Source organism: Pseudomonas sp. B12(2026) (assembly GCF_057767015.1).
The window spans coordinates 2,736,375-2,748,528 of the sequence record NZ_CM173430.1; the positions used below are offsets into that span (position 1 = coordinate 2,736,375).

Genomic DNA, 12,154 nt, shown 5'->3' on the forward strand with positions numbered 1-12,154 from the left:
CTTCCCGGTGGCGCTGGCGTCAAGCAGTTCGCGAGCAAGCTCGCTCCTACAGGGAGGCGAAGGGCTTAGTCGCCGACCTTGCCCAGCTTGATGGTCAGCGGCCAGCTCACCTTGAGCGCCTCCACCTCGCCCCAGGCCGCCTGGAGTTCCGCGTGCAGCGCCTGCACCGGGTCCTGTTCGGTGGCCTGGCGGTAGCTCGCCACCGCCGACCAGCTGTACAGGTAGTCCAGCAGTCGCTGGAAGTCCCACTGCGCTTCCAGGGCGAAGGGCGGGGCCTGCACCTGCTCGAAGGGGAATGGCAGGGTGCCGTAGCCGGTCTCGACATGCTTGCGCTCCGGCGCCCAGTAGGGGCCGACGATGTCGTGGTAGAGCCGGCGGACCAGGCTGTCCAGCTCGGGGGTGATGTTCAGCAGGTTGTACGACACCACCGCCAGCAGCGCGCCGGGCCGCGAGGCGCGCCGGACCTCGACGTAGAAGCGTTCGACGTCGAACCAGTGCAGCGCCTGGGCGACCAGGGTGAGGTCGACGCTGGCGGCGGCCAGCGAGGTGCTTTCCGCCGGTTCGCAGCGGTAGTCGATGTTCGGCTCGCGCGGTGCCTGGGCCAGCTGGTTGGCGTTGATGTCGGTGGCGACCACCTGGCGGAAGTGCCGGGCGAGATCGACGCTGGCCTGCCCGGAGCCGCAACCGCAATCCCAGGCCAGCTGCGTGCCCGGCGCGGCCTGGGCGAGCCAGGCGAAGAACGCCGGGTCGTAGGTCGGACGGCCGGCGCGGTAGGCGTCGGACTGGGCGCTGAACAGGGTGCGGGTATCGGTCATGACCGGCCTCGTCGCGGCGGGAGGGGCCCCATCTTGCCGCAGCCGCCGGAGGATGGGTACCGCCGCGCTGTATCCGCCTGCGAGTTCGTAGGATGGGTATCGCTTCGCTCCACCCATCCTACGCAAAGCGCCGTGCATGCCGGGCATCGCCCGGTCTCATGCGTAGGGTGGATGTCGCTGTTCACATCCACCATGGGGCTTGAGCTGGACGCCGATGGTGGACATGAAGAGCGATGTCCACCCTACAGGGCTTTCGTAGGAGCGGAGCTTCTCCGCGATGCTCTTGCCCTTCGCAGGGTGGATCACGCTTCACCGATCCACCATCGGCCTCCGCGCGGGGCCGATGGTGGAAGTAAAAGGCGACTTCCACCCTACGACCCTGGCTCCCCTCCTGTGGCGCTGTATCCGCCTGCGAGTTCGCAGGATGGGTGGAGCGAAGCGATACCCATCAGCGGCGCCCTGCACAGGCCGGGCATCGCCCGGTCTGCGCGGCGTCAGGTCTTGTAGCGGCGGCTGGCGTGCTGCCGCAGCCAGGCCATCACGCCGCGCTGCTGAGGTGCCGCCGGCTGTTCCACCAGCAGCGCGGCGCTGGCCTTCTGGCGGAAGTCGAGCAGCCGGGTCATGGCTTCGGCGATCTCCTGGCGGGCTTCCAGGCAGGGGCCGAGCACGGCCTTGTCGATGCGGTACACGGCACCGTCGCTGATCGCGGTGAACTGCGCCTGCCAGGCGGCGCCGCTGAGCACGCCGGCTTCGCCGATCACCTCGCCGGGGCCCATGCGGCCGGCTTCGAGGGTCTGTCCGTCGCGCGGCAGGGTCACGCTGACCACGCCGGTGTCGATGATCAGCAACTGGTCGCTGACATCGCCGGTGGCCAGCAGCACCTCGCCGGACTTGAACGAGCGCCGCTGCATGGTCGCCGCCAGCTCGTCGCGTTCGGCGTCGGTCAGCGCGTCGAACAGGCCGGAGCGCACCAGCAGCGCGCGGGCGCGGGAGGCCTGCTCGCGGGAGGGCAGGTCGGTCTCGCTGAGCAGCTCGATGCCGGCCGCCTGCAGGTGGCGGAAGGCCAGGTCGTAGAGCTGGTTGCGCGCCTCGCGCTTCTCGCCCATGGCGGCGACGAAGCCGTTGAGCTCGTACTCCACGCCAGCGGGCGAGGAACTACGCACGCTCACCGTCGGCGCCGGGTTGGCCAGCAGCGTGCGGCAGCCGCGCAGGGCGCGCTCCAGCGCGTCGATGGCCTTGCGCGGGCGCACCCGCGGGCTGAGGGTCAGGCTCAGGCTCAGGCCGTAGAGGTTGGTCGGGCGGCTGAGGTTGAGCACCTTGGCCTTGGCCGCCAGGGAGTTGGGCACCACCGCCAGGGTGCCCTGGGCGGTCTGCAGGTAGGTGGAGCGCCAGTCGATCTCCACCACCTTGCCTTCGATGCCGTCGATGGAAATCCAGTCGTCCAGCTGGTACGGCTTGGTGGTGTTGAGCACGATGCCGGAGAACACGTCGCTCAGCGTGCTCTGCAGCGCCAGGCCGAGGACGATGGCGACCACCCCGGAGGTGGCCAGCAGGCCCTTCACCGGCAGCTCCAGCACGTAGCCGGCGGCGGCGATGCTGGCGATGAGGAAGACCAGCGCGCCGACCACATCCTGCAGCAGCCGCCCGGCGTGGCCGACGCGCTGCACCAGGAGGAAGCCGATCACCTCGGTCAGGCAGCGCGCGGCGAACAGCCACCAGATGATCTGCAGGCCGGTGGCGACCATGTGGCTGGGCAGGTCATCGGCCCAGGGCGCGGCGCGCAGCGGGTTCATCCCGGCGTTGAACAGCAGCAGGCTGAACAGCAGGAAGCAGAGCACGCGCAGCGCCAGGCGCCAGTGCGGATGGGCCGCGCCGACCAGGCGCCAGAGCAGCAGGTCGAGCAGCAGCAGCGCCGGGGCGCCGAACAGCGGGTGTTGGGTGAGCAGGGCGGGCATCGCGCCTCTCCGTGGGACGATGCGCACAAGATGGCACAGAAACCGGGTTCTGGCAGCCGCCTCAGCCGGCGTTCGGCTGGCGCGCGAGCTCCGCCCAGTCGGGCACCTCGATCTCGCCGGCGATCCGCGGCGAGAGGCTGTCGTTGTCGAACAGCACCAGGGTTTCGCCGTACTCGGGCGTTTCGCCTTCGGGCTCGTCGAGGTTGTGCATCAGGCGGTCGAAGCACTCGCTGTGGGTCACCAGCACCAGGTTGCGGCGGGTGGCCTTGTGCTCGCGGATGTGGCTGAGCAGGTCGCCGGTCTTGCAGGCGAAGAGCCAGTCCTGGCGCGTCACGCGGTGGTCGAACATCAGGTCGGCCGTCTGCGCGGTGCGGGTCATCGGGCTGCTGTAGATGTCGGTGGCCGCCAGGCCGTAGTGGGCGATGGCCTGGCCCATCCCCCGGGCCAGTTCGGCGGCGCGGGCGGTGATGCCGTCGGCCGCGCCCAGGCAGGGGGCGCTGGAGCGGTCGCAGCGCTCCATGTGGCGGATCAGCAGGATCACCCGGCCCTGCATCCAGCGTTGCTGGAAGGCGCCGCCGTCGGGATTGTCCAGCGACTGCGGGAGGATCGAACGCCAGGCGCACAGCGTCAGGACGCCGGCGGCCAGCAGCAGGAGGGCCAGGTACGGGTTTCTGGCGATGGATCGTACGGCGTGCTTGGGGTTCACAGCGATCCCTGGGTAACGAGGTGCGAATGGGCACATGTTGACCGGCAGGGATGACAAACGTGCTACGGAGCGCTGTCGGACTCCACCACGCTGACCGTGGCCGTGGTCCCGGCGCGCAACTGGCCGCGCCCGGCGTAGCCGGGGTCGATGGCGATGCGCACCGGGATGCGCTGGGCCAGCTTGACCCAGGTGTAGGTCGGGTTGATGTTGGCCAGCAGGCGGCTGCCGGGCAGGTTCTCGCGGTCGCTGATGGCGAAGGCGATGCTCTGCACGATGCCGTCGAAGCGTTCCCCGCTCATCAGCTCGACGTGGACCCGGTCGCCTTCGTGGATGCGCGGCAGCTTGGTTTCCTCGAAGTAGCCGCTGACATGGAAGGAGTCGCTGTCCACCACCGCGACCAGCGCGTTGCCGGCGGTGGCGTAGTCGCCGGCGCGGGTCAGCAGGTTGGTCACGTAGCCGTTCACCGGCGCCAGCACGCGGGTGCGCTCCAGGTCCAGGCACGCCTGGCGCAGCGCCGCCTCGGCGAGGCTGACGTTGGCCTGCGCCAGGCCCAGGTTGGCCTGTTCGCGCAGCAGTTGGGCCTCGGCCACGGCCACGTCGGTGCTGGCTTTCTCCCATTCCTCGTTGGAGATCGCCGAGCGCGCCTTCAACTCGCGGCGGCGGCCTTCCTCGCTCTGGCGCTGGCGCAGCAGCGCCTGGTTGGCGACGATCGCCGCCTGCGACTGGCCCAGCGCCGCCCGCGCCACTTCCACCGCGCGCTCGCCGTGCTGCACCGCCAGCTCGTAGCGGGCGGGGTCGATCCGCAGCAGCAGGTCGCCCTTGCTGACGCGTTGGTTGTCCTGCACGCGCAGCTCGACGATGCGCCCGGTGACGTCCGCCGACAGCGACACCACGTCGGCCCGCACGCGGGCGTCGCGGGTCCACGGCGCGCGGGTGTAGTAGAGCCAGGCGTAGCTGCCCAGCACCAGGGCCAGCGCCACCACGGCGAGGGTGATCAGCGGCGGGAGCGCCTTGCGAAGGTCGAACATGTCAGTGCAGCGCTCCCATGAGCAGGATCAGCCCGGCGCTGATGATGGCGTAGAGCGCGCCCTCGAACAGCGCCTCGTGCCAGACCAGGCGCAGCACGCCCAGCTGGCGCAGCCCCCAGAGCAGCGCGAGGAAGATCGGCAGGGCCAGCAGCAGGGCCTGGGCCAGCGGCGGCAGGTAGACCCCGCCCAGTTCGAGATCAACGGGCATGGAGTGCCTGGCCTCGCGGGCTGTCGTCGAGCTGGCGCGGTTCGCTGAACAGCTCGCGGAAGCGTTCCAGCAGGTCGGCGGCGACCAGCAGCGCCACGCCGCTGACGAACACCGGGCGCATCGACTCGCCGCCGGTGTGGGCGCCGTGCCCCTGCAGGTCGTCCAGCTCCACGCCCAGCTCGCGCATCGCCGACAGCACGCGCTCCAGGCGCGCGGCCGGCGGCTGGTCGAGGCAAGCGGCGAGTTCGTCGAGCACCAGCGACAGGCGTTCGCGCAGCGCATCGGGCAGGCCCTCGGCGTTGAGGCTTTCGCGGCGCAGATGATGCAGCACCACGCCCAGGGTCATGCTCGCCAGGCTGCACTGGAAGCGCTCGGCGGACTGGCCGTCGCGGGCCGCGGGGAGCAGCCCGAGCATGATCGCCAGGCGGTCGACCATGCGGCTCTCGAACAGGAAGCGGCGCGCCTCGCTGGGCTTGGACAGCAGCACCGCGCGCACCTCGGCGCGGGTCCGGCGCGACTGGCGGCGCAGGCGCGCGTCGGCATCGAAGGGGAACACCCAGGCGTAGACCAGCATGGCCAGCACGCCGGCGCTGACATAGCCGCCGGCGAATTCGAACCACTGCAGCGAGGTGTTGATCCAGGCGCCCTGGTTCTGCGGGCCGACCAGCAGGAAAGTGGTCAGCCCCAGGCCGATGCCGATGCCGGCGGTCTGCGGGTTGGAAAGCCCGACAGCGATGACGTAGAGCAGCGGCGTGAGGTACAGCGCGAGCATCTCGAAGTCGGTCACCCCCGGCAGCAGCAGGAACTGCAGCAGCGCCGCCGCCACCAGCGCCAGGGCCAGCCCGCGCAGGTAGGCCTGGCTGGCCAGCAGCGGGCGCGGGAAGGTCGCCAGCATGGAGCAGAGGATGCCGACCAGGATCATCCCGGCGCGGGCGCCGTCCCAGGCGGTCTGCACCCAGATCCAGCCGGCGCAGGACAGGGCGAGGAAGGCGCGGGTGGCGTTCATCGCCGCCAGGTGGAAGTCCAGGTGCAGCCCGTGGGCCTGGCTGCGGTGGGCGGTGCAGCTGCCCGGCCGGCCGTCCTGGATGGCGTCGCTCAGCTCGATCATCTCGTCCAGCTGCTGCATCAGCCGTGCCTGCTCGAAACGCAGGGCCCAGGCCAGGGAGCGCAGCGAGGTGGGCAGGCCGTCGGCGAGGTCCTCGGCCTGGCGCGCGGCGGCGTCGAAGCGCTGGCGCAGGCGGGTGATGCGCTTGCGCGCCGGGCCCGGCAGGCTGCGGCCGTATTCGGCCAGTTGCTCCAGGCAGGCCAACTCGTCCTCGCGCAGGCGCTGCACGGATTCCGGCAGCGGGCCGCTCAGGCGCGCCTCGATCAGCTTGCGCTGGCGGCGCAGGATGGCCAGACGCGAGGTCATCAGCACCAGCTGGTTGGCCAGCAGTTGCACCAGTTCGTCGGCGCCGCGCAGGCGCGGCGCGTCGAAGTACAGGTGGCGGCGCAGCATCTCCAGCGCGGAGATTTCGCCCAGCAGCTGCATCTGCCGGCGCTGGAAGTCCTCCTCGGCTTCCTCGCCGCGGATCACCGCCGCGGCGTGCACGGCGATCAGCCGGATCAACTGGTCGACCTTGGCGAAATAGCCCCGCGCCACGCTCTGCGGGCGGGCGAAGAACAGGCTGACCAGGGTCACGCAGGCCACCCCGAGCAGGGTCTCGGTGACCCGGGTGATGGCCAGGGTGTAGGTGGAGTCGGGGTCGGGCTGGGCCAGCAGGGCGACGATCACCGCGGTGAAGCCGCTGAGCACGAAGGCGTGGGAGTGGGTGAAGCGCGTCAGGGTGCCGCCGGCGGTGCAGATCGCCAGCCACACCGCCAGGGTGACGATGAAGGGCAGCGGCGCCTGCGGGAACAGCGCCATGATCGCCACCGCGACGATGGCGCCGACGGTGGTGCCGACCACCTGGGAGAAGCTTTTCTGCAGGGTCATGCCGGCCAGCGGGGTGCTGATGATGACCACCGTCATGGTCGCCCACTTGGGCTGCTCAAGGTCCAGCAGGAACGCCAGGTACAGGGTCAGCAGCCCGGCCAGCACGGTGCGCAGGGCGAACAGCAGGGTGTCCCTGCCCGGATGGATGACAGCGCGCAGATACAGCAGCAGCGATGGCATGCCGGCCCCCTCGTGTCGACGTGACGAAGCTCCCGGCGCAAGGGCCGGGGCTGGTCAGGACAGTGTGGTCGAGGATTGCCGGGGTTGCGGGATTTCTTCGCGCCTCAGCCGGCGCTGTCCAGCGATTGCGCCAGGCGTTCCTGGATGAAGTCGAGGAAGCACTGGATGCGCAGGGCCAGCTGCGAGTTACGGTAGTACACCGCGTGGATCGGCTGGCGGCGCACGCTGGTCAGCTCCGGCAGCACCCGCACCAGGCGCCCGGCCTGGATGTCGGCGGCGGTCATGAAGCTCGCCAGGCAAGCGATGCCCTGGCCGCTCAGGGCCAGCTGGCGCAGGGTCTCGCCGCTGGAGGCGAACAGCCGCGGGGTGATCGCCAGGGTGTCGCCGCCGGGGTGGCGCAGCGGCCAGATGTTCAGCGCCTCGGGCTGGGTGAAGCCGAGCAGCGAGTGGCCCAGCAGTTCTTCCAGGTCGGCCGGCATGCCGTGGCGTTCCAGGTACTGCGGCGCCGCCAGCAGGTTCAGCCGGCTGCTGCCCAGGGGGCGGGCGTGCAGGCTGGAGTCGGCGAGCTGGCCGATGCGGATGGCGATGTCGGTGCTCTGCTCCAGCAGGTCGATGTTCAGGTCGTTGGTGTTGAGCTGCAGCTCGATGTCCGGGTAGCGCTCGCGGAAGGCGCCGATGTGCGGCACCACGGCGTGCAGCATGAAGGGCGAGGCGGCGTTGATCCGCAGGCGCCCGGCGGGGGATTGCTGGCGCAGGGCGAGGCGTTCTTCCAGGGCGTCCATCTGCTCGAGGATGTGCCGCGCGTGTTCGAGGAAGAACTCGCCTTCCTCGGTCAGCTTCATCCGTCGCGTGGTGCGGTTGAGCAGGGTGGTGCCGAGCTTTTCCTCCAGCTTCGACAGCGAGCGGCTGACCGCCGAGGGCGTCAGCCCCAGTTGCTCGGCGGCGGCGGTGATGGAGCCGCAGTCGATCACCGTGGCGAAGGTCTTGAGTTCGTCGGAGTGGGCTTTCATCGGCGGGCCTGTGTGGGAGCGGCGGGGTGGATTGTAGAGGGTTGGCTGACGGGAGCGACTGCTTTTCTGTAGGAGCGAGCTTGCTCGCGAACGGCCCAGCCCTGGAGCTGCTGGCGGGATCGATTCGCGAGCAAGCTCGCTCCTACGAAGAGCTGTTCCGCGTCTTCGCCATTGCGCTCGGGATTGCCCTCATCCAGCCATCTCCCAAGAAGAGCGTCGCTTTCGTAGGAACGGACCTTGTCCGCGATCAGCGCGGTAGCGGTGCCGTTTCGTGATGACCGGCCTGTCGGCCGGGTTCGCGGACAAGGTCCGCTCCTACGGGAAAGATTTGTGCTCGGGATTGCCCTCTCCCAGGAGGAGAGGGGGCTGTCTGGCAGCAGGATAACGTGGATGGGAGAGCGTCGCTTTCGTAGGAGCGGACCTTGTCCGCGATCACCGCGATAGCGGTGCCGTTTCGTGATGACCGGCCTGTCGGCCGGGTTCGCGGACAAGGTCCGCTCCTACAGGGGCATTGCGCATCCCGCGAGCGGGTCAGAACGTCCCCGGATACGCCCCGCCATCGAGCAACAGGTTCTGCCCGGTCAGATAGCCCGCATGCACGCTGCAGAGGAAGGCGCAGAACGCCCCGAACTCCTCGGCGGTACCGAAGCGCCCGGCGGGAATCTCGCGGCGGCGGGCGTCGGCCAGCTCGCCTTCATCCTGGCCGCTCAGCCCCGCCGCGCGGTGGAAGCCGTTGCGCAGGCGCTCGGTGTCGAAGGAACCGGGCAGCAGGCCGTTGATCGTCACGTTGCTGCCGGCCACCCGCGGCTGGCGGGCGATGCCGGCGACGAAGCCGGTCAGGCCGCTGCGTGCGCCGTTGGACAGGCCGAGCACGTCGATCGGCGCCTTCACCGCGCCGGAGGTGATGTTGACGATGCGCCCGAAGCCGCGCTCGGCCATGCCGTCGATGGTGGCCTTGATCAGCTCGATGGGGGTGAGCATGTTCAGGTCCAGGGCGCGCAGCCAGTCCTCGCGCTGCCAGTCGCGGAAGTCGCCGGGCGGCGGGCCGCCGGCGTTGTTGACCAGGATGTCCACCTGCGGGCAGGCGGCCAGCAGCGCGGCGCGCACAGCGGGTTCGCTGATGTCGCCGGCCACCTCGCGCACGTCCACGCCCAGCTGGCGCAGTTCGGCGGCGGTGGCGGCGAGGGTGTCGACGTCGCGGGCGTTGATCGCCAGGTTCACGCCCTCGCGGGCCAGCGCCAGCGCGCAGCCCCTGCCCAGGCCCTTGCTGGCCGCGCAGACCACGGCCCAGCGGCCCTTGATGCCAAGATCCATGATGTTCACCTCGGTAGGTCGTTCAACCTTGTAGGAGCGAGCTTGCTCGCGAAAAAGTCCGTGTTCCGTAGTCCCGTGGGATGGGTGGAGCTTGCGATACCCATCGGCGAAGTCCGCAGGGTGGCTTGATGGGTATCGCTTCGCTCCACGCCATCCTACAAATCACTTCAGGTGCTGACCGCCGGCGCCGGGGCGTGCTGGTCAGCTCCGTAGGATGGGTGGAGCTTGCGATACCCATCGGCGAAGTTCGCGGGTGATTCGATGGGTATCGCCTCGCTCCACGCCATCCTACAAATCACTTCAGGTGCTGACCGCCGGCGCCGGGGCGTGCTGGTCAGTCCCGTAGGATGGGTGGAGCTTGCGATACCCATCGGCGAAGTTCGCAGGGTGATTCGATGGGTATCGCTTCGCTCCACGCCATCCTACGGGGCGGGCGCCGGGTGTCCGGCAACCCTGAAGTTTTCCCGTAAACGGCAAAGCCGCCCACAAGGGGCGGCCGGGTGGATCAATCCCAGGCCGGGGCCAGGCTTTCCGGGCTGGTGAGGCGCTCGTTGCGGTCCAGCGCGGCGATGGCGGCCATGTCGGCGTCGCTCAGGCTCAGGTCGGTGGCGCGCAGGTTGCCTTCCAGGTTCTCGCGGCGGGTGGACGAGGGGATCACCGAGTAGCCCAGCTGCATGGCCCAGGCCAGCGCGACCTGCGCCGGGGTGGCGGCGTGGCGGCGGGCGATCTCGCCGATCACCGGGTCGCTCAGCACCTTGCCGTAGCCCAGGGTCATGTAGGAGGTGATGTGGATGCCCTGGCTTTTGGCGAAGTCGGCCACCTTGCGGTTCTGCAGGTAGGGGTGCAGTTCCACCTGGTTGGTGGCGATCTGCCCGGCGCCGACCGCGGCGATGGCTTCGCGCATCAGCGCGATGGTGAAGTTGGACACGCCGATCTCGCGGGTCAGCCCCTGCGCCCTGGCTTCGGCCAGCGCGCCCATGAACTCGGCGACCGGCACCGCGCCCTTGGGCGAGGGCCAGTGGATCAGGGTCAGCTCGACGCGGTCGGTGCGCAGCTTGTGCAGGCTGTCCTTGAGGCTGGGGATCAGCTTGTCGGCGGCGTAGTTCTCGGTCCAGATCTTGGTGGTCAGGTACAGCTCGTCGCGCTTCACTTTCGCGCCGGCGATGGCTTCGCCGACGTCGGCTTCGTTGCCGTAGATCTGCGCGGTGTCGATGGCGCGGTAGCCCAGGTCCAGCGCGGTGCGGATCGAGTCGATGACGGTCTGGCCCTTGAGGCGGAAGGTGCCGAGGCCGAAGGCGGGTACGCTCATGGGAATCTCCTTGGGGCGATCAGTGGGTGGGAACCGCGCCAGCGACGGCCGGTTCCATGGAATTGCGCCGGTCCAGGCGACCGCTCAGGGCGGTCAGGCCGAAGGCGGCAAGGGTCACCACGGCGGCGATCCAGGGCGTATGGCCGAGGCCCAGGTGGCTCACCACCAGGCCGCCGGCCCAGGAGCCGCCGGCCACGCCGAGGTTGAACGCGGCGATGTTGAAGCCCGCGGCCACGTCCACCGCCTCCGGCGCCACGCGCTCGGCCTGCTGCACCACGTACACCTGCAGGCCGGGCACGTTGCCGAAGGCCACGGCGCCCCAGGCCAGCACGGTGAGCACCACCAGCCACGGGTTGCCGGCGGTGAAGGTCAGCACCAGCAGCACCGATGCCAGCAGGCCGAAGATGATCTTCAGCGCGCTGACCGGGCCGCGCTTGTCGGCCAGGCGGCCGCCCCAGATATTGCCGATGGCCACCGAGACACCGTAGGCCAGGAGTACGGCGCCGACCATGTTCGGGCTGAAGCCGGCGAGGTCCTGGAGGATCGGCGCGAGGAAGGTGAAGGCGATCAGCGAACCGCCGTAGCCCACCGCCGTCATCGCGTAGACCAGCAGCAGGCGCGGCTGCATCAGCACGCGGGCCTGGCGCAGCAGCGGCGCCGGCGGGGTGTGCTGGATGTTCTTCGGCACGAACAGCAGGCTGCCGATCAGCGCGACCACGCCGAAGGCGGCCACCACCAGGAAGGTCACGCGCCAGCCCAGGTGCTGGCCGATGAAGGTGCCCAGCGGGATGCCGGTGACGAAGGCCACGGTCATGCCGCTGAACATGGTGGCGATGGCGCTGGCGGCCTTGTCCTTGCTCACCAGGTTGGTGGCGATGATCGAGCCGACCGAGAAGAACACGCCGTGGGCCAGGCCCGTGAGGATGCGCGCGACGATCAGCGATTCGTAGCTGGGCGCCTGCCAGGCCACCAGGTTGCCGGCGGTGAACAGCGCCATCAGCCCGACCAGCAGCGCCTTGCGCGGTACGCGGCCGGTGAGGGCGGTGAGCAGCGGCGCGCCGATGGCCACGCTGAGGGCGTAGAGGCTGACCAGCAGGCCGGCGGAGGGCAGGGTGACGCCCAGGTCGCTGGCGATGGTGGGGATCAGGCCGACGATGACGAACTCCGTCGTGCCGATGGCGAAGGCGCTCAGGGTCAGCGCCAGGAGTGCGAGGGGCATGAGGTGGGACTCTGGGTAATGGAATGCGATGGCGGCATTGTCCCGGCTCCGGCCGTTGAGAAAAACGCGGTGAACGGAAAAGGATAGTTGATCTGGAATCACGAATGGTGTGTCGTTCGCGTGGCTGATCACGCGCTTGATCGGCGAACGAGCCCTGTAGGAGCGAGCTTGCTCGCGAACCCGCTTGACGCCGGCCTAACCGGCGGATCGCGGACAAGGGCCAAGCGCTCCGTCTCTCCTGCGGTGGGGGCGGCTTTTGTAGGAGCGGACTCCGTCCGCGATGCTCTTGCTCTTCGTAGGGTGGATCATGCTTCACCGATCCACCATTGGCCTCCGTGCGGGGGCCGATGGTGGAAGTAAAAAGCTACGATCTGGCGTTGTCCGCCGTCCTGTTCGGTATTTCTGCGCCGCTTCGGTGTGTGCTGGGACTTTTTG

Annotated in this window: 11 protein-coding genes; 1 reads left to right on the forward strand and 10 read right to left on the reverse strand. The window is 69.5% G+C overall.

Features of this window, described 5'->3' with window-relative positions; genetic code table 11:
- Positions 1 to 65 precede the first annotated feature (65 nt).
- From AC3B6A_RS12720 to AC3B6A_RS12750, 7 genes are all read right to left on the reverse strand, one after another.
- Complete coding sequence (locus tag AC3B6A_RS12720; RefSeq protein ID WP_488403182.1) at positions 66 to 815, reverse strand: class I SAM-dependent methyltransferase; 750 nt, start codon at positions 813 to 815, stop codon at positions 66 to 68.
- Positions 816 to 1,309: 494 nt separating this feature from the next.
- The gene (locus AC3B6A_RS12725) at positions 1,310 to 2,770 is read right to left on the reverse strand and encodes a mechanosensitive ion channel domain-containing protein (protein ID WP_488403183.1); all 1,461 of its coding nucleotides are present in this window, start codon (positions 2,768 to 2,770) and stop codon (positions 1,310 to 1,312) included.
- Between the two features lie 61 nt (positions 2,771 to 2,831).
- Positions 2,832 to 3,476, reverse strand: coding sequence for a lipopolysaccharide core heptose(II)-phosphate phosphatase PmrG (gene pmrG / locus AC3B6A_RS12730; protein ID WP_488403185.1), 645 nt, complete (start codon positions 3,474 to 3,476; stop codon positions 2,832 to 2,834).
- A 62-nt stretch (positions 3,477 to 3,538) separates the two neighbouring features.
- Positions 3,539 to 4,504, reverse strand: a complete 966-nt coding sequence (locus AC3B6A_RS12735) for an HlyD family secretion protein (RefSeq protein WP_488403187.1) — start codon at positions 4,502 to 4,504, stop codon at positions 3,539 to 3,541.
- A gap of 1 nt (position 4,505) precedes the next feature.
- Entirely contained in the window at positions 4,506 to 4,712 is a 207-nt protein-coding gene (locus AC3B6A_RS12740) for a DUF1656 domain-containing protein (RefSeq protein ID WP_488403189.1), read from the reverse strand.
- Positions 4,702 to 6,867, reverse strand: coding sequence for an FUSC family protein (locus tag AC3B6A_RS12745; protein WP_488403190.1), 2,166 nt, complete (start codon positions 6,865 to 6,867; stop codon positions 4,702 to 4,704). The genes AC3B6A_RS12740 and AC3B6A_RS12745 overlap by 11 nt, the downstream gene beginning before the upstream one ends.
- A gap of 104 nt (positions 6,868 to 6,971) precedes the next feature.
- Positions 6,972 to 7,877, reverse strand: coding sequence for a LysR substrate-binding domain-containing protein (locus AC3B6A_RS12750; RefSeq protein WP_488403192.1), 906 nt, complete (start codon positions 7,875 to 7,877; stop codon positions 6,972 to 6,974).
- Positions 7,878 to 7,957: 80 nt separating this feature from the next.
- Here AC3B6A_RS12750 and AC3B6A_RS12755 point away from each other — a divergent pair, with 80 nt between their 5' ends.
- A complete protein-coding gene (locus AC3B6A_RS12755) occupies positions 7,958 to 8,152 on the forward strand; it encodes a hypothetical protein (protein ID WP_488403194.1) in 195 nt (64 codons plus the stop codon).
- 256 nt (positions 8,153 to 8,408) lie between these two features.
- On the opposite strand, the gene AC3B6A_RS12760 is transcribed toward AC3B6A_RS12755, so the two are convergent.
- The 3 genes from AC3B6A_RS12760 to AC3B6A_RS12770 form a co-directional block, all read right to left on the reverse strand.
- The gene (locus AC3B6A_RS12760) at positions 8,409 to 9,191 is read right to left on the reverse strand and encodes an SDR family oxidoreductase (RefSeq protein ID WP_488403195.1); all 783 of its coding nucleotides are present in this window, start codon (positions 9,189 to 9,191) and stop codon (positions 8,409 to 8,411) included.
- A gap of 505 nt (positions 9,192 to 9,696) precedes the next feature.
- On the reverse strand, positions 9,697 to 10,500 hold the full coding sequence (dkgB, locus tag AC3B6A_RS12765; protein ID WP_488403197.1) for a 2,5-didehydrogluconate reductase DkgB: 804 nt from the start codon (positions 10,498 to 10,500) through the stop codon (positions 9,697 to 9,699).
- 19 nt (positions 10,501 to 10,519) lie between these two features.
- Positions 10,520 to 11,719, reverse strand: coding sequence for an MFS transporter (locus AC3B6A_RS12770; protein ID WP_488403199.1), 1,200 nt, complete (start codon positions 11,717 to 11,719; stop codon positions 10,520 to 10,522).
- Positions 11,720 to 12,154: the final 435 nt, after the last annotated feature.